General features: G+C 59.7%; 17 protein-coding genes. 3 read left to right on the forward strand and 14 right to left on the reverse strand.

The window, feature by feature from the left end; all coding sequences use genetic code 11:
• Nucleotides 1–104 precede the first annotated feature (104 nt).
• The 3 genes from ACIPL2_RS24875 to ACIPL2_RS24885 are packed head-to-tail and all read right to left on the reverse strand — an operon-like array spanning nucleotide 105 to nucleotide 3,098.
• Complete coding sequence (locus tag ACIPL2_RS24875) at nucleotides 105–1,016, reverse strand: alpha/beta hydrolase (RefSeq protein WP_401360763.1); 912 nt, start codon at nucleotides 1,014–1,016, stop codon at nucleotides 105–107.
• Entirely contained in the window at nucleotides 1,013–2,407 is a 1,395-nt protein-coding gene (locus ACIPL2_RS24880) for an aspartate aminotransferase family protein (RefSeq protein WP_401360765.1), read from the reverse strand. Before ACIPL2_RS24880 ends, ACIPL2_RS24875 begins: the two co-directional genes overlap by 4 nt.
• The gene (locus ACIPL2_RS24885) at nucleotides 2,400–3,098 is read right to left on the reverse strand and encodes an MtnX-like HAD-IB family phosphatase (RefSeq protein ID WP_401360767.1); all 699 of its coding nucleotides are present in this window, start codon (nucleotides 3,096–3,098) and stop codon (nucleotides 2,400–2,402) included. Before ACIPL2_RS24885 ends, ACIPL2_RS24880 begins: the two co-directional genes overlap by 8 nt.
• Before the next feature lie 218 nt (nucleotides 3,099–3,316).
• Here ACIPL2_RS24885 and ACIPL2_RS24890 point away from each other — a divergent pair, with 218 nt between their 5' ends.
• The gene (locus ACIPL2_RS24890; RefSeq protein WP_401360769.1) at nucleotides 3,317–4,078 is read left to right on the forward strand and encodes a MipA/OmpV family protein; all 762 of its coding nucleotides are present in this window, start codon (nucleotides 3,317–3,319) and stop codon (nucleotides 4,076–4,078) included.
• 126 nt (nucleotides 4,079–4,204) lie between these two features.
• Here the strand turns inward: ACIPL2_RS24890 and ACIPL2_RS24895 are convergent, their stop codons facing one another.
• The 11 genes from ACIPL2_RS24895 to ACIPL2_RS24945 all read right to left on the reverse strand — a co-directional run bounded on the left by ACIPL2_RS24895 (nucleotide 4,205) and on the right by ACIPL2_RS24945 (nucleotide 15,163).
• On the reverse strand, nucleotides 4,205–4,603 hold the full coding sequence (locus tag ACIPL2_RS24895) for a transporter (RefSeq protein WP_401360771.1): 399 nt from the start codon (nucleotides 4,601–4,603) through the stop codon (nucleotides 4,205–4,207).
• 10 nt (nucleotides 4,604–4,613) lie between these two features.
• Entirely contained in the window at nucleotides 4,614–4,988 is a 375-nt protein-coding gene (locus ACIPL2_RS24900; protein ID WP_401360773.1) for an EamA family transporter, read from the reverse strand.
• Nucleotides 4,985–5,905, reverse strand: coding sequence for an arginase (locus ACIPL2_RS24905; RefSeq protein WP_401360775.1), 921 nt, complete (start codon nucleotides 5,903–5,905; stop codon nucleotides 4,985–4,987). Before ACIPL2_RS24905 ends, ACIPL2_RS24900 begins: the two co-directional genes overlap by 4 nt.
• A 369-nt stretch (nucleotides 5,906–6,274) precedes the next feature.
• Complete coding sequence (locus ACIPL2_RS24910) at nucleotides 6,275–6,604, reverse strand: GlpM family protein (RefSeq protein ID WP_401360834.1); 330 nt, start codon at nucleotides 6,602–6,604, stop codon at nucleotides 6,275–6,277.
• Between the two features lie 8 nt (nucleotides 6,605–6,612).
• Complete coding sequence (locus ACIPL2_RS24915; protein WP_401360777.1) at nucleotides 6,613–7,941, reverse strand: sigma-54-dependent transcriptional regulator; 1,329 nt, start codon at nucleotides 7,939–7,941, stop codon at nucleotides 6,613–6,615.
• Nucleotides 7,938–9,839 (reverse strand): ATP-binding protein, encoded by a 1,902-nt coding sequence (locus tag ACIPL2_RS24920; RefSeq protein ID WP_401360779.1) that lies wholly within the window; start codon nucleotides 9,837–9,839, stop codon nucleotides 7,938–7,940. The genes ACIPL2_RS24915 and ACIPL2_RS24920 overlap by 4 nt, the downstream gene beginning before the upstream one ends.
• 164 nt (nucleotides 9,840–10,003) lie before the next feature.
• Nucleotides 10,004–10,738: an amino acid ABC transporter ATP-binding protein gene (locus ACIPL2_RS24925; protein ID WP_059407702.1), complete on the reverse strand. Its 735-nt coding sequence runs from the start codon at nucleotides 10,736–10,738 to the stop codon at nucleotides 10,004–10,006.
• Nucleotides 10,735–11,406, reverse strand: a complete 672-nt coding sequence (locus ACIPL2_RS24930; RefSeq protein WP_401360782.1) for an amino acid ABC transporter permease — start codon at nucleotides 11,404–11,406, stop codon at nucleotides 10,735–10,737. The genes ACIPL2_RS24925 and ACIPL2_RS24930 overlap by 4 nt, the downstream gene beginning before the upstream one ends.
• Nucleotides 11,406–12,152, reverse strand: a complete 747-nt coding sequence (locus ACIPL2_RS24935) for an amino acid ABC transporter permease (protein ID WP_059407704.1) — start codon at nucleotides 12,150–12,152, stop codon at nucleotides 11,406–11,408. The genes ACIPL2_RS24930 and ACIPL2_RS24935 overlap by 1 nt, the downstream gene beginning before the upstream one ends.
• A gap of 192 nt (nucleotides 12,153–12,344) precedes the next feature.
• Nucleotides 12,345–13,259 (reverse strand): glutamate/aspartate ABC transporter substrate-binding protein, encoded by a 915-nt coding sequence (locus ACIPL2_RS24940; protein WP_401360784.1) that lies wholly within the window; start codon nucleotides 13,257–13,259, stop codon nucleotides 12,345–12,347.
• Between the two features lie 278 nt (nucleotides 13,260–13,537).
• On the reverse strand, nucleotides 13,538–15,163 hold the full coding sequence (locus ACIPL2_RS24945; protein ID WP_401360786.1) for a glucan biosynthesis protein D: 1,626 nt from the start codon (nucleotides 15,161–15,163) through the stop codon (nucleotides 13,538–13,540).
• Between the two features lie 413 nt (nucleotides 15,164–15,576).
• On the opposite strand from ACIPL2_RS24945, the gene ACIPL2_RS24950 reads away from it, so the two are divergent.
• Together ACIPL2_RS24950 and ACIPL2_RS24955 are read left to right on the forward strand one after the other, a co-directional pair.
• Nucleotides 15,577–15,762: a hypothetical protein gene (locus tag ACIPL2_RS24950; protein ID WP_059407706.1), complete on the forward strand. Its 186-nt coding sequence runs from the start codon at nucleotides 15,577–15,579 to the stop codon at nucleotides 15,760–15,762.
• Between the two features lie 246 nt (nucleotides 15,763–16,008).
• Complete coding sequence (locus tag ACIPL2_RS24955) at nucleotides 16,009–17,262, forward strand: ATP/GTP-binding protein (protein ID WP_401360789.1); 1,254 nt, start codon at nucleotides 16,009–16,011, stop codon at nucleotides 17,260–17,262.

Consider the following 17,262-nt stretch of genomic DNA (forward strand, 5'->3'; position numbering starts at 1 on the left):
CGAAGCAGTCGTGAAACCTGAACTTGCGGTTTTCCTGATGCTCCGCGTTGTCTGATTTCACGACTGCTTCGCAGCCGAACGCAGCCTCGCAAGCTCGACAGCTGCTACAAGGGGCGTGCAATGTTCGGCATTGCTGTCAGGCCAGCTGCTGAAAGTCCTGGCGTATGGGGAGCGGGTTGGCTTCCTTGTTGCACGAAACGGTGCTGGATGAAGTCCGCACTGAGCTCCACGACACGGCGGTATTGCAGGTCGACGGTGATCATGTGATAGCAGTCGTCCAGCAGGATCTTCACCACCGGCCCACCCAGCTTGCGTTCCACATAGTCGGCGTTCCAGGGGCTGGTGATGTCGTCTTCGCGCGAGTGCAGGACCAGCGTTTGAGTGGTGATCTGCGGCATGCGTTTTTTCACCACTGCCACCAACCGATGCAGTTCCCGAACACTCACTCCGGACATGCTCAGCAGCCCGGCACTGCTGCTTTCACCGGCCTTCATCTGCCGCTCGACGAGGGCCCGCAAGCGTTCGTCCTTGATACCGAACGGTGATTTTTCGTTGAAGCGGCACAGGTGCACGCCAAACGGAATCGACATGACAAAGCGGCTCAACTTTGCCACCCAGGGCATGTTCCAGCCGTCGTAACGCAGCGTGGTCGAATACAGCAACAAGCCTTCGATCTGCCCCGGATGCTCGGCGGCCAGGTACATCGACAGCACCGCGCCCATGGACAAACCGCCGACAAACACATGCTCGTGTTTGCGGCGTACGCCGATGAAGGTCTTGCGCGCGCTCTCATACCAGTCGCGCCACCCGGTGGCTTGCAGGTCGGCGTTGTTCCCACAGTGCCCGGCCAGGGTCGGCACGTAGACCGTACACCCAGCCTTGGCCAGGCCGGTGGCCACCCGGCGAAATTCGGTCGGCGTGCCGGTGAGGCCGTGGATCAACACCACCGCGACCTCGCCGCTGCCGAGAACGAAACCGGCGCTGCCTTCGCCCATGTCGATCGCTTCGGCCATCATCTTTGCATCGTCCGGTGCAGCAGACGGTCGAGCAGGGCGATGCCCAGATCGATTTCCGGGTAGCTGATTTCCAGCGACGGCGCGAGGGTGATCACGTTCTTGTAGTAACCGCCCACGTCGAGAATCAGGCCCAGGCGTCTGCCATCGATTTCGATGTCGCCCTTCATGCCTTCCTCGACCATGAAATCCAGGGTCGCCTTGTCCGGCGTGAAACCGTCCGGGCCGCAGATCTCGCAGCGCAGGGCCAGGCCCAGACCGTCGACATCGCCGATGATCGGGTAGCGTTTCTGCAAATCCTTCAGGCCTTCCAGGAAGTATTTGCCCTTGTTCATCACCATCGAGCCGTAGTCGATTTCGCTGGTCATCTTGAACATTTCCAGACCGACTGCGGTGCCCAACGGGTTCGACGCAAAGGTCGAATGCGTTGAACCGGGCGGGAAGATTTTCGGGTTGATCAATTCTTCCTTGGCCCAGATGCCGCCGAGCGGATTGAGGCCGTTGGTCAAGGCTTTGCCGAAGACGATCACGTCCGGTTTGACGTCGAAGTGCTCGATCGACCACAGCTTGCCGGTGCGGTAGAAGCCCATCTGGATTTCGTCGACCACCATCAAGATGCCGTGCTGATCCAGCACATGCTTGAGCTCGCTGTAGAAATTCATCGGCGGAATCACGTAGCCGCCGGTGCCCTGGATCGGCTCGACGTAGAACGCCGCGTATTCGCTCTGGCCGACTTTCGGGTCCCAGACGCCGTTGTATTCGGTCTCGAACAACCGGGCGAAATTCTGCACGCAATGGCTGCCGTACTCTTCCTTGCTCATGCCTTTAGGGCCGCGAAAGTGGTACGGGAACGGGATGAACTGCGCCCGCTCTCCGAAGTGGCCATAGCGACGGCGATAGCGGTAGCTGGACGTGATCGACGAGGCGCCGAGGGTGCGCCCGTGATAGCCACCCTCGAAAGCGAACATCAGGCTTTTGCCGTTGGTGGCGTTGCGCACGACTTTCAGCGAGTCCTCGATGGACTGCGAGCCACCGACGTTGAAGTGCACGCGACCGTCGAGGCCGAATTTTTTCTTCGCGTCCACGGCGATCATTTCCGAGAGCTCGATCTTGCCTTTGTGCAGGTACTGGCTGGCGATTTGCGGCAGGGTGTCGATCTGCTGTTTCAGCGCATTGTTCAGGCGCGGGTTTGCGTAACCGAAGTTGACCGCCGAGTACCACATTTGCAGGTCAAGGTAGGCCTGGTCTTCGGTGTCCCAGACGTAGGAGCCTTCGCAACGGCTGAAGATTCGCGGCGGTTCGATGTAGTGAACGGTGTCGCCGTAGGAGCAGTACCTGGCTTCTTTTTCCAGAAGAACCTGGTCTTCAGGCGTGGCGATTCGAATATCAGACATGGTGGAAGAGCTCCTGTGTTTCGACGTTGAAGGAAGTGGCGTTGGCGGCGCTGGCGCTTGGCAGCAGGGCCAGCAGCGCAGGCAGTTCGGCGAAGCTGTCGAAACGCGCATAGGCGATGCCATTGCGTTCGCAGTGCTCGGCCAGGCGATCCTTGGCGAACACGAAATCGGCGGTGGCGGCCACGCACAGGTCGGACTGGCCATCGCCAATCACCAGCACCCGCTTGGTGCCGGGGGTGGATTTGCATTTGCAGTTGCCGGACGCGGCGCGGCAGGCGTCGCTGGCGTGCGGGAAGTCGATGCGCCAACTGTGGTGATCGACCTGGCGCAAGCGGTTGGCGAGGATCGGCAAGAGGCTGACGTAGTGACGCGCGAGGATCCGCGCGATGCCTTGTTCGATGCCGTCGCTGACCACTTCAAGGGAGGCGCCGAGGCCGATCACGTGGTCGACGAAGTCAGGGAAGTCCGGGTCGATGTCGATGCTGTCGAAAAATCCGAGCAGCTCGGCGGGTGTGGCCTTGACCAGCGAGAGCTGGCGGCTGAGGCATTCACGGGAACCGATGTCGCCCGCCAGCCACTCGTTTTCGATCGCTTCCCAACTCGGGTCGGCGAAACGCTGGAGGATGCTGTCGATCACGTCGGTGCGGGTGATGGTCCCGTCGAAATCACACACGATATGCCAGTCAATCATCTGCTGTACCTATTGGGCAGGGTGCGCTGTCTGCGCTGCAAAAGGGGTAGAGCAGGGAGTGTGCCAACAGGGTTTGGCCCAGCAGGGCTGGGGTTTCAGTAGGTTTCGATGTCGGCGAAGCTACAATTTTTGTAGGTCGCTACAAACAACATGAGTGCTTGCGCGAGGGGTGGGGTTCGGGGATTGATGCGCGCCTATCCCTATCAAGGAACCGCCTCATGTCGAGGGTTGTTTTTGCTTTGGTCGCCGCGCTGGCGTGCCTTTCAGCCAACGCTATGGCCGATGAGATCACCGGCGAAGCGGGGCTTGGGCTCAGCTATCAGCCGCACGATCCCACCGGCAGCCGCTACGAAACCCGGCCCGTGCCGTACCTCGATCTGGACTGGGGCGATGTCAGCCTCAGCACCGACGACGGGTTGACCTGGGACGCGTTCAACGCCAACGGTTTCAGCGCCGGACCGTTGGTGAATTACCTGCCCGGACGGACTTCCAACGGCGAGCTGCTAGGCTTGCGCGACGTGCCGGACATGGGTGAAGTCGGCGGGTTTGTGCAGTACGCCCCGGCTGATTTCTGGCGGGTGTTTGCCTCGGTCGGGCAAGCGGTGGGTGGGCGCAGCGGTCAGGGCGGGGTGCTTGGGCGGGTCGGTGGCGAAGTGGGTTATCCCGTGGGAGGCGGGGTAATCGGCAACTCGAATGTGACCGCGCATTTTGCTGATGCCCGGCAGACCCAGACGTTCTTTGGGGTCAGTGCCGATGAGTCCCAGGCGTCCGGGGTTCGGCCGTACAACGCTGGCGGTGGATTGCAGAACGTGGCGCTGACCCAGAGCTTTGAATTTCCCTTGGCGCCGCAGTGGTCGCTGCTGACCAGTGCCAGCTGGATTCACCTGACGGGCTCGGCGGCGGACAGCAGCATTGTCAAACAGGTTGGGGACAGCAATCAGGCGGAAGTGCAGGCGGCGGTGGCCTACACATTCGACTGACCACCACCGAAACCCTGTAGGAGCTGTCGAGTGAAACGAGGCTGCGATCTTTTGATCTTGATCTTTCTAAAATCAAAAGATCGCAGCCTCGTTTCACTCGACAGCTCCTACAGGGGGATGTTGTTTTCAGGTTTTTTCACCCTCGGCCAACAACGCAATCCCGCCCATAATCACTGCCACACCCACCCAGTGCAGCACGCTGATCTGCTCGCCCAACCCCAGCCACGACCCCAACAACACCCCGACAAATACCAGCGAACTCAGCGGGAACGCCAGGGACAAACTGCTGCGCCGCAGTATCAGCATCCACACAAAAAACGCCCCGATGTAGCAGGCAATCGCCAGCCACACGCCGGGGTTGACTGCCACCGCCAGCAGCCATTGCACATTGAAATCCATCTGCCCCAGTTGATCTCCGCCGACCTTGGTCGCGATCTGGCCGGCACTTTCAAAACCGATCAACAGCGCCCAAAGCACCACGGTGCCGAGGCGCTCATGCAGCCAGTCGGTCTTGCCTCTGAGCATCGATTGAGCCTCATGCATGGGCGACACACACGAGCATGACGCCCGCCGTAATCACCAACGTGCCAAGCCAGCGCCGGCGGCTGACGGTTTCACCGAGGATCAGTTTTCCGGCTAGCACCACGCCGCAATACGCCAGCGCCGCCGCCGGAAACAACAGGCTCAGTGGCGCCCGGGACAGGGCTTCGAGCCAGACGAAAAATTCGATCACGTAGGCGCCGATGCCGCACCACAGCAGCGGCGCATTGAACACCTGGCCCCAGAACGCATTCAGCCGAAAGCCGCCTTCGAGCTCGGGCAAACGATCCAGGCCGAGCTTGAAACAGAGCTGACCGATGACGTCCAGCACAATGGAAAACCCCACCAGCACAATCACCGTGAAGGTCATGGGAACAACTCCTCGAACAGCTCGATCAGCGCCTGATTGGTCGCCGCGTTGCGCAGCAAATCGGCTTCGCTCCAGCGTTCGGCGGGCGGCTGGTCGGACTTGGCTTCCCAGCGTTTGAAGGCGTTGCTGAAGGCCGGCGGGGCGTATTCGCCGCAGATGTCGATGCCGATGATTCGTTTACCGGCCGCCAGCACGCGGATGGCGTGCAGCAAATGACTGAGGCGCATGCCGCCCTGATCCCAATTGGTCGCCGCGTCTTCGCTGGCCAATACGTCCTTGTCGATGCTGATCCACACCGCGTCGGTGGGCAGGCTGGCGATCATCTGTTTAAGAAACATTGGCCAGTCCAGCTCGGCCAGATTGCGCCAGTGCAAAAGGTTTTCCTGCTGCTGATGCCCGGCACCATCGCCGACCCGGCCCCAGACCTTGGAGGGCGGGTGCTGCCACGGGAACAGCTGCAAGACGCCGCGCCTGAGGGCGTTGAGGTTGCCGCCCTTGAGCTGCGGGTTTTGCAGGTCGTCGCTGCACGGGCCGAGCGTAACGATGCGCCGGATGTTCGGCAGCTTCAGCGCCTGATTGACCCACGAGCCGCAATGCCGACGCGGGGCGAAGTGGACCCAGTCGGGGTGGTTGTCGAAGTGGATCAGGCTCACCGGCTCCGGCAAATCGCTCAGGAAAGCCGGCGTCAGGTGATGGTAATCACCGGAGCCCACGAAGAAAATTTCAGGCTGCGGGCCGCTGTGGCGCGGGCGTTGCTGCAGGCGTTCAGCGAAGCGCTGCCACGTTCGCTCGCTGGACCAGAGCCGCAGCTGCGGGCCGAGGTCGAGCAGGTCCAGGCGTTTGGCACGACCGCTGTCGAGCAGCTGCGCGATCGGTGCCTGGGCGGTGAGGCTGTGGTCGAGATCTAAAATGTTCAAGGTCGCAATTCACCCTTGGCACACCCTCCCAGACACCGGCTCCATCCATCATGAAGGCCGGCCGAGCGGGCTTTTAGGGGTAAATGCAAGGGCCGGGCCAGCCACACACCACTGACCCTGTAGGAGCGAGGCTTGCCCGCGAATGGACCGCCGTGGTGTATCTGGTACACCGCGTTATCTTTCTTCGCGGGCAAGCCTCGCTCCTACGGGAGATGGGGTCACGCTTGGAAGCGAAGAGTGGCCGCCATCACAGCCACACACCGCTGACCCTGTAGGAGCGAGGCTTGCCCGCGAATGGGCCGCCACGGAGTATCTGGCACACCGCATTATCGTTCTTCGCGGGCAAGCCTCGCTCCTACGGGAGATGGGTCACGCTTGGAAACGGAGCCAGACGGTGACGAGGACAGTGGCCGCCATCAACCACGCCACCGACGCCACGGCCAGCGAAGCCTCCAGCCGCATCCGGTCGACCATCACGTATAACGTCGCCAGGTAGATGAAGTACGGAATGATCGACCACATGCCAAACACGATGGTTGTCTTCAAATCCTCCAGCGAGCGCCCCTTGCCGACAATGTAATGCGCAATCAGGGCAAAGGTCGGAAACAGCGGCACCAGCCCGGCGATGTAATAATTCCTGGTCTTGGCCAGGGCGGCGAGGATCAACACCACCGCCGCACCCAGGGTTGCTTTGAGAATCAGGTCCATCAGTGGCTCAGCCCGTACTTCTTCACTTTGTCGAACAAGGTGGTCTTGGCCATGCCCAGTTCCTGGCTGGCCTGGGTCAGGTTGCCGCCGCTGCGCTGCAACGCATCGCTGAGCAGATTGCGTTCAAACGCTTCCACGGCTTCAGCGAACGCCAGGCCTTGATTGCTGCCGCTGGCGCCGGATTTCTTGAACGCTGGCAGACCGAGGGCGAAGCGCTCGGCGACGTTGCGCAGTTCACGCACGTTGCCCGGCCAGTCGTGGCTCATCAAATTCGACAGGGTCTGGTTGTCCAGTTCCGGCACGGCGCGGTCGAAACGCAAGGACGACTGCTGCAGGAAGTGTTCGAACAGTTGCAGGATGTCTTCGCGGCGTTCGCGCAGCGGCGGCAGTTCCAGGGTCACTACGTTGAGGCGGTAATACAGGTCGCTGCGGAATTCGCCGGCCTTGCTCGACTGATCGAGGTCGGACTTGGTCGCTGCGATCACCCGGCAATCCACCGCAACGCTCTGGTTCGAGCCGAGGCGTTCGAGGGTGCGTTCCTGCAACACCCGCAGCAGTTTGATCTGCAAGGGCAGGGGCATACTTTCCACTTCGTCGAGGAACAGCGTGCCGCCGTCGGCGTGCTCGATTTTGCCGATCCGCCGTTTACCGGCGCCGGTGAAAGCGTTGGCCTCGTGGCCGAAGATCTCGCTTTCGAACAGGTTCTCCGGCAGGCCGCCGCAGTTCAGCGCGACGAACTGTTTGGTGTGGCGCCGACTGAAGTCGTGCAGGCAGCGCGCAACCAGTTCCTTGCCGGTGCCGGTCTCGCCTTCAATCAACACGTTGGCCGAGGTATCGGCGACATTGGCGATCAATTCCCGCAGGTTCTGCATCGCCGGCGAGCGGCCGATGATCCGGCCTTCGAGTGAATCGCGCTCGGCCAGTTGTCGGCGCAGCGACGAGACTTCCCGCGCCAGACTGCGTTGCTCCAGTGCGCGGCGCGCTACATCCACCAGGCGTTCGGGGGAGAAGGGTTTCTCCATGAAATCGTAGGCGCCTTTCTGCATCGCGCCGACCGCCATGGATATGTCGCCGTGGCCGGTAATCAGCACCACCGGCAGGCTGCGGTCGCGGGCCTTGAGCCGGGTCAGCAGTTCCAGGCCATCGATGCCCGGCAGGCGGATGTCGCTGATGACGATCCCGGCAAAGTTGTCGCCGACGCGCTCCAGCGCTTCTTCGGCGCTGCCCACGCCCACGCAGGGAATGTCTTCGAGGGTCAGCGCCTGTTGGCAGCCGAGCAGCACATGGGGGTCGTCTTCGACGATCAGCACACTAAGGTCGTTGTTCATATTGGCTCGGCGGAAGTGAGGCTTACCAACGGTAAACTGAGGACGAAGGTGGTACCACCGCTGGCCGGGTGTTCGACACCCAGGTGCCCGCCGGTGGCGGCGGCCAGGCTCGCCGACAAGGTCAGGCCGAGGCCCAGGCCCTGCTCGCCGGGTTTGGTGGTGAAGAACGGTTCGAACAGATGCTTGCGCGCTTCGGCGTCGATGCCGTGGCCATTGTCGCGTACCCGAAGGCGATATTTGCCATCGAACACTTCGCCTTCGAGCCACAACTCCGGCAGCGGTTGCGCCTGCATGGCATCGAGGGCGTTGCCGATCAGGTTGACCAGGATCTGCTCCAGGCGGGTCTGGTCGATCTGCACCTGCACATCGGCAAAGTCACGATGCAGTTGCAGATGGATGCTGTCCACCCGACCGCCGAGCAGTTGCAACGCGGCATCCACCGCTTTGCCGAGGCAGGCCTGGCCTTTGTCATCGCCGCGACGGGCGAAGGAGCGCAGGCTGGCGGTAATCCGGCCCATGCGGTCGATCAATTCGTTGATGGTTTTGAGGTTGGTGCTGGCCACGTCCAGCTGACCGCGCTCGAGAAAACGTACAGTGTTGCCGGACAAGGTTCGCAGCGCCGCCAACGGCTGATTCAATTCATGGGCAATGCTGGTCGACATCTGGCCGATGGCGGCGAGTTTACCGGCCTGCACCAGTTCATCCTGGGCCCGGCGCAACGTCTCTTCAGCCTGACGCCGTTCGCGGATCTGGCCCTTGAGCCGTTCGTTGCTGGCGCGCAGGTCGGTGGTGCGTTCGGTAATCCGACGCTCCAGTTGATTGTTGGCTTCCTGCAAGGCTTCGCGGGCGGCGAGACGGGTGGCGATCACTTTGCGCCGCTCGTTCCAGGCGATCAGCAGGAACGCCACCAGGGCAAACGCCACCGCCACCAGAATCCCCTGATTGATCGCCTCGCGGCGCAAATCCTGGAGGGGCGTGAGCAGGGTGAAATTCCACGGGGTGTCGCTCAGCGGGCGGGTTTGCGAGAGGTAGCTGATGTCCTCTTCGTCGGATTCCACTTCGCTGTTGGCGGGGAAGGTCAGTTTCTCCTCGCCTTCGGCCAGTTTCTCCCGGGCCAGCGGTTGCAGTTCGTTCAGCGGGAACCAGTAATACTGCAGGCTGCGGGCGAGTTTTTCCTTGGTCTCGTCGCTCAGCGGTATCACTGATTTGAGCCGCCGCGCCGGGTCACTGGAGAGAATGATGATGCCATTCTCGTCGCTGACGAACGCTTCGAGGCGCGCCCGCTGCCAGCGTTCTTCCATGGCTTCGAGGCGCACCTTGACCACCGCGACGCCGATGATCTTGCCGTGCTCTTCCAGGCCATGGGCCAAGTAGTAACCGGGTTCGCCGTTGGTGCTGCCGATGCCGTAGAAGCGCCCCGGCTGACCGCGCACGGCGTTCTGGAAATAGGCGCGAAAGGACAGGTCTTCACCGAGGTAACTGTCGACATCGCGCCAGTTGCTGGTGGCCATCACGCGGCCGGTGGTGTCCATCACGTAGATAGCCCGACTGCGGCTGCGCCGGTTCAGGCCTTCGAGGTAGTCATTGACCGTCTGTCGGTGTTCCGGCGTCGGGTCGGCCAACAGCGTTGAAACGCTGGTTTCGAGTTCCAGCAGGCTGGGCAGGTAGGTGTACTTGCTGATCTCGCTCTCGACGGCGCGGGCGTGCAGTTCCAGCTGACGCTGGCCGTTCTCGCTGAGGCTGCGAATGCCGTAGTGCTCACTGACCCAGAAGCCGATGTAGCCCAATCCGATCATCAGGGCGATGACCAGCGGCGGCAGGAACAGATGGCGAATCAGACGGGGTTTCACGGCGAGTGATGGCGGCGCGGCGCGATAGAGAGTGGGGTCGCATTTCATCACAGATGCCTTGGGTCAACCACAACACAAATCTACAAGCCACCACCGACCCCTTGTGGGAGCGGGCTTGCTCGCGAAGAGGCCGGCACATTCAACATTAATGTCGACTGACGCGACGCCTTCGCGAGCAAGCCCGCTCCCACATTTGGGGAGCGGTGTCTTTCTTAGTGCTGCAGGATCTTGTTGAGGAAGTGCTGCGTACGCTCGGCGCGGTGGCTGATGTCGCCGAAGAAATCCTCTTTCTTGCAGTCTTCGATGATTTTGCCCTGGTCCATGAAGATCACGCGGTCTGCCACTTTGCGGGCGAAGCCCATTTCGTGGGTCACGCACATCATGGTCATGCCTTCGTGGGCCAGTTGCACCATCACGTCGAGCACTTCGTTGACCATCTCCGGATCGAGCGCCGAGGTCGGTTCGTCGAACAGCATGACGATCGGGTCCATCGCCAACGCACGGGCAATCGCCACACGCTGCTGCTGACCGCCGGAGAGTTGCCCCGGATGCTTTTTCGCGTGGGCCGAAAGACCGACGCGTTCGAGCAGTTGCAGGGCTTTCTTGGAGGCCTCGTCCTTGCTGCGACCCAGCACCTTGACCTGGGCGATGGTCAGGTTGTCCATGATGCTCAGGTGCGGGAACAGTTCGAAATGCTGGAACACCATGCCCACGCGCGAACGCAGCTTCGGCAGGTCGGTCTTCGGGTCGGCGATGGACGTGCCATCGACCACCACGTCGCCTTTCTGGAACGGTTCCAGGGCGTTGACGCATTTGATCAAGGTGGATTTGCCGGAGCCGGACGGTCCGCACACCACGATCACCTCGCCTTTTTTGACCTCGGTGCTGCAATCAGTCAGTACCTGGAAGTCCCCATACCACTTGTTGACGTTCTTGATAGAGATCATACGGCGAACCTTTTTTGCAGACGCTTGACCAGCTGCGAGGCGGCAAAGCTGATGATGAAGTAGGTGAAACCGGCGAAAATCAGGAACTCATTGGAGCGCCCGATGATGTCGCCACTGGCGCGCGAGGCGTTGAGGAAGTCCACCAGGCCGACCGCGTAGACCAGCGAGGTGTCCTGGAACAGGATGATGCTCTGTTGCAGCAACAGCGGGGTCATCTTGCGAAACGCTTGCGGCAGGATGATCAGGCGCATCATCTGGCCGTAGGTCATGCCCAGGGCTTGCGCGGCACCCATCTGGCCCTTGGGAATCGACTGTACGCCGGCCCGGACGATCTCGCAGAAGTACGCCGCTTCAAACATCATGAACGCCACGATGCACGAGGCGAACGCGCCGATTGGGGTGTCTTCGCCGGTGATCCAGCGCAGCACGAACGGCACCGCCAGGTAGAACCAGGTAATGACCAGCAGCAGCGGGATCGAACGGAAGTAGTTAACGTAGGCGCCGGCGATGTTCGACAGCAGTTTGCTGTGGGACAGGCGCATTAGCGCCAGGATAGTGCCGAGGATGATCCCGCCGACGACGCCCAGCGCCATCAGTTGCAGGGTCATGACCATGCCGTTCCACAAGCCCGGCAGGGACGGGATGATGCCCGAGAAATCGAATTCCATCATTTACCCCCTACGGAGATCAGGCCAGGCACGGCAACTTTCTTCTCGACGCCGCGCATCAGCAGCATCAGGCCCATGTTCAGGGTGAAGTAGATCAACGTCGCCAGGGTGAACGCTTCGAACAGGTTGGCGGAGAACTCGGCGGTCTGTTTGGTCTGCGCGAGCAGCTCCATCAGGCCGATCAGCGAGGCCACGGAGGAGTTCTTGAAGACGTTGAGGAATTCCGAGGTGAGCGGCGGAATGATGATCCGGTAGGCCTGGGGCAGCAGGACGTTCCAGTAGATCTGCGGCAGCTTGAAGCCCATGGCGCGAGCGGCCGCTTCCTGGCCGCGAGGCAATGCCTGTATGCCGGTGCGCACTTGTTCGCAAACCCGTGCGGTGGTGAACAGGCCCAGGCACACGACGACGCTGAGGAACGCCGAGGTAGTCGGGTTCAGGTCCTGTTTGTACCAGTCCTGCAAATTCTGCGGCAGCAGGTCGGGCACCAGGAAGTACCAGATGAACAGCTGCACCAGCAGCGGCACGTTACGGAAGAGTTCGACGTAGCAGGTCGCGATGCCCGACACGATGCGGTTCGGCACCGTACGCATGACACCCAGCACCGAGCCCAGCAGCAGCGCGATGATCCAGGCAGCGACGGCGATGGCGATGGTCCAGCCCAAACCGGAGAGGTACCAGTCGAAATAAATCTCGCTGCCCACGCCGGTGGACTTGAAGAACACGCCCCAGTCCCAGTTGTAATTCATTAGGGTCTCCCCTCAGATCGTTCGATGTACAAGTGCCCGCCTGGGGAAACTCCGTTCCCGCCCAATCTTGAAGACCGGGCACACACGAGCGGCTCGACAGCCACCGGTTCGAGTGTTTCCAAAAATGCCAGCAGGGAGTGACAACCTCCTGAAAGGGCAAAGGCCCTCTCAGGAGATAAGGTTAGTCAGAAATCAGGACTTCTTGTCGTCAGCCGCTTTATCGGTCGGATTAGCGATCAAGGCCTTGAGCTCGTCGCTCATCGGGAAGTTCAGGTTCAGGCCTTTAGGCGGGATTGGCTGCATGAACCATTTGTCGTAGATCTTGTTGATCTCGCCCGACTTGTAGGTCGCGATGATCGCGTCGTCTACCGCCTTCTTGAACGGCTCGTCGCCCTTGCGGACCATGCAGCCGTAGATTTCGTAGGACTGTGGCGTGCCGGTCACAGCCCAGTCATCGGCCTTCTTGGCTTTGGCGGCTTCACCGGCCAGCAAGGCGTCGTCCATCATGAAGGCCACAGCGCGGCCGGTTTCCAGCATCTGGAACGACTCGCCGTGGTCTTTGGCGGAGATGACGTTCATGCCCATTTGCTTGTCGGCGTTCATCGACTTGAGGATGCGCTCGGACGTGGTGCCCGCGGTGGTCACGACGTTCTTGCCTTTAAGGTCGTCGAAATCCTTGTACGCGGAGCCTTTCTTGGACAGCAGGCGGGTACCGATTTCGAAGATGCCGACGGAGAAGGCAACTTGTTGCTGACGCTCGACGTTGTTGGTGGTGGAACCGCACTCGACGTCCACGGTGCCGTTCTGCACCAGCGGGATACGGGTTTGCGAAGTGACCAGGTTGTATTTGACCTGGAGGTTCGGCATGTCCAGGTCTTTCTTGATGGCTTCGACGATTTTCAGCTGGATATCGTGGGAGTAGCCAACCGGTTTGCCGGAAGCGTCCGCGATATAGGAAAACGGAATGGATGCGTCACGATGCCCGAGGGTGATGACGCCGGACTCTTTGATCTTCTTCAGTGTGCCGGTGAGTTCGGCAGCGAAAACTGGAGTGCTAATCAGAGCGGCAGCAATGGCTGCGCCCAGGATGTGGGGAACGATGCGCATCAAATTTTCCTCGACATTGTTTTTTTTATGGAGCCAGTTCATCGGCCCTTTTTGTGCTTCGAATGTCTGCCGGCTCCTGAAGGGTTGGCGCAACAAAGCATTCGTCCAAGAGTGTAGAGCATGACTCGTGCCAGGCCAGGCCTGACAGATCAAGTTATTGATTTATAAGGGGATTAAATATTTGTGGCGCCGATTTGGCCACTGGGTAATCCGGTTAACCGAACCGACCGGCAGGTCGCGTTCGGAAAACCGAATGAATTATCGAGGTCAGACGGATATCAGGTGTATTTGCGCTTGTCCGGCGCTGGCGGGAAGTACTGGTACAACCAGGTTTCACTCAACGTGCGGTCATGGGTGCGAATGAACAACCGCAGCTCCACCGGCTCTACGCTGTCGTTGGTCGGGTACCAGTCGAAGGTGATGCGGTAGCCCTTGATGTCATCGAGCACCAGCACGTTGAAGTCCTTGACCTGACCGTTGGAGCACGTGACCACTGGCTCGATCCCGGCGCCCTCGGGCAAACGGTCCAGACCGCCGCCCGTGAAGTCCACGGCGAAACGCCGCGCCCAGACTTCCGGATAATGCTCGCCGGGTGCCCAGCCTTCGATGAAACCGCCCATGCCGGAACGGGTCGCGTTGACCCGGGCCAGCGGCGTGCCGACCGGCGGCAAGGCGCTCCAGTAGAGCTTGTAGCCGTAGTTCAGCGAGTCACCGGCAGCCACCGGCTTTTTCGGGGTCCAGAACGCGACGATGTTATCCAGGGTTTCGCCGGTCGTAGGAATTTCCAACAGATCGATAGAGCCTTCGCCCCATGCGGTTGTCGGTTCTACCCACAGGCTTGGGCGTTTGCTGTACCAGTCGACGGTGTCTTGATAGCTGTCGAATTCGTGATCCGTTTGCACCAGGCCGAAGCCTTTCGGGTCGGTGTCGGCAAACGCGTTGAATTGCAGAGTGGCCGGGTTGTTCAGCGGGCGGCAGATCCACTCGCCATTACCGCGCCACATGGCCAGACGGTCGGAGTCGTGGATCTGCGGGTGAATGGTGTCGCACATGCGCCGCTCATGGGTGCCGCAGCTGAACATGCTGGTCATCGGCGCGATGCCCAATTGTTCGATGGCGGTGCGCGCATTGATGTGGGCGTCGATGGCCATGACCACCTGGCTGGCCTGGCAATCGATGTCGAAACGGTAGGCGCCGGTGGCGCTTGGCGAATCCAGCAGGGCATAGACCACGAAGCGGGTGCTGTCCTTGTCCGGGGTCTCGAACCAGAACTTGGTGAAGTCCGGAAACTCCTCACGCTTCTTGGCATAGGTATCGATCGCCAGGCCGCGCGCCGACAGGCCGTACTGGCCGCTGGCGTCTACCGCACGGAAATAGCTGGCGCCGAGGAAGGACAACACATCGTGTTGATCCAGCTCGGGGGCCTTGAACAGCTTGAACCCGGAAAACCCCAGGTCAGCGCCGAGCTGCTTGGTGTCGACGGTGGTTTTTTCATAGTTGAACAGCGATGGGCGGAAATGCACTTCCCGCGCCTGACGCGTCTTGGGATCGACGCTGTACATGCGCACCGGCTGCTTGAACCCCATGCCGACGTGGAAAAACTGCACATCCAGCTGACCGTTCAGATCATTCCACAGGGAATGATTGCCGTCGTAGCGGATCGCATTGAAATTCTGCGGCGTCATGGTCGCCAGTGTCGGCGGCAGCACCTGCTTGGTGTCTTGATAACGGTTGCCAGCGAGCTGCTTGGCTTGAATCTTCAAGGCTTCGAAGTCGAAAGCCTGGGCGTCGCCGTCGGCCGCGCCATTACCGGCCCAGGCACGAGCGGCCAGGAGGCCGCTGGCCGAAAGACCGGTGTAGGCCGCAATGGCCATGGACGCTTTGAGCAAATTCCTGCGGTGCATAAGTATCAACCTGTCGTGAACAATCCCGCGCCGTTCCTGGCACGTACTGGATCAAAAATAACGGTTCGGACATGCCTTCGGCCAAACGCAACGGACTCTAAACAGATGCCAAATAGCTTAAACCGTTCGGTTGCGGAGGAAAAATGATTGATATCACCGTGACAGCGCGGCAATGAAACAAGAAATGTCGGTGAAGTTTTCCGACAGGACTTTCTGATTTATAGGGCATTTCTGCTTTTTTCGACTAATTACTCTAAAAACGCTTTTCAGCGCCGATTTACTTCCTATTCTATGGGCATGACCGGTTTCGGCCCTTCAGGCCGGTGCGTTTCAGCGGGCACAGAGCGACTGCTGAAAGTAATAGGGCGATGCAGGTTTTTCAGATTTCTTTGACGTATAGAAGGACATCGTCCATGTCAAAAGTACAAGGCATTACTGAATTGTTGGGAATCCTTCCATGCCTGGTCACAGGGCGGCGCAGGCGTCGGCTGAATTCGGAGGAAATGAAATTGGTGGAGCGGTATCGGGAGTTGTCGGAGAGCGACCGGATTGCGATGCGGTATCTGGTGGATGCGATGAGGAGTGTTTCGCGGTTTTGAAGAGGAGAAGGGCCTGGCCGTGACGCTGTGTTGCGGCCGCGGTCTGTAACAGCAGGCTTCGCCAGCTGCTAAAAGAGCGTGTCTGTGCTGAGGTTTTCTTAATAGGTCGTAGGAATTGGTGTTCTGGTGAGAAGGGCTGATCTGTAGGAATTGCCTGTTTTTGCATGAAGTGCAGTGAAGCAACGCCGCACCTGAAGTTTTTCCTATAGTTTTTCTGCCTTCAGTCATGAACTGCAGGTTTGCTACATGTTGATCGAGTTTTCGGTTGCCAATTATCGCTCCTTCCGTGAGAAGCAGACCCTGTCCATGGCTGCGACGCCGCGCCTGAGCAAAAAACGCAATGTGTTCAAGCCTCCTGTAAAGGGAGAAAAACTGCCGGACTTGCTGAAGGTGGCCGCGATTTACGGACCCAATGCGTCCGGCAAATCTTCGCTGATTCGGGCAATGGGAATCATGGGGTATTTGCTCGCTTCTACAGCGACTTCAAATGATGAACCTCTGCCGGTTTCACCGTTTCGTTTTGACCCGCAGCTGAAGGACGAACCCAGTTTCTTTGAGTACAACTTCATTCAAGGCAAGCTCCGATATCGGTTTGTTCTGCGCATGACGGCGCAGCGGATAACCGAGGAGCAATTGGTTTCATACCCCAATGGCAAAGAAACGCTGCTGTATGAGCGTCGCTTTGATGAGGAAAGGGAACGCTATGTTTTTGGCTCTAGCCTTGAAGGTGGCGAAGAAGTTCACAACGCCTGGCGGCGTCTGACGAGCCCGAAGATGTTGTTTATTTCGCAGGCGGTTTCGAACAGTAACGAGGAGCTGACACAATTGCGGGGGCCGTTCAGCTGGTTTCAAACCGGTCTGCTCGTTATTGAACAGAACAACATGATGGGGCTGTCAGCAGCGTCCATCAGGTTCCTTCGAATGGCTTCGGATTACACGAGCGATTTGCGCGACTTTCTAAAGGAAGTGGACATTCCGGTGTCAGCGATCCAACTCAATACCGAGGACGCAGAGTCTGTTCAACGCGTTAAAAAACTCACACTCAAGGAGTTCTTTGCCGCGGCCCAAAAAGACAAAGTCACCCTGACGCACACAAGCCTTTTAGGCAAAGCCGAGTTTGATTTTTCCGAGGAGTCCGGTGGTACAAAAAACCTGATTGGATTCTGGCTGCCCTGGTTCATGATCAATCACGCCGATGGGAGCGGAATCCTTGTTGTCGACGAGTTGGACAGCAGCATTCACCCCTCAATCGTCGCTGGCCTCATTGAGAAACACCTGAACAGTGGGTTGGATACTCAGCTGATTTTTTCCACTCACGACACACATCTAATGGACGCCAAAGCGCTTCGGCGCGATCAGTTCTGGCTCACCGAACGAGATGCTAACGGCGCAACCGGCCTTTTCTCTGTTCACGATTTTGATGGACGGGAAGGGGAAGACGTCGAGAAACGTTACTTTGAAGGCCGTTATCGCGGGTTGCCATTGATAAGGCGGGGTTGA

The organism is Pseudomonas sp. NPDC086251 (assembly GCF_044746405.1).
Lineage (GTDB): Bacteria > Pseudomonadota > Gammaproteobacteria > Pseudomonadales > Pseudomonadaceae > Aquipseudomonas.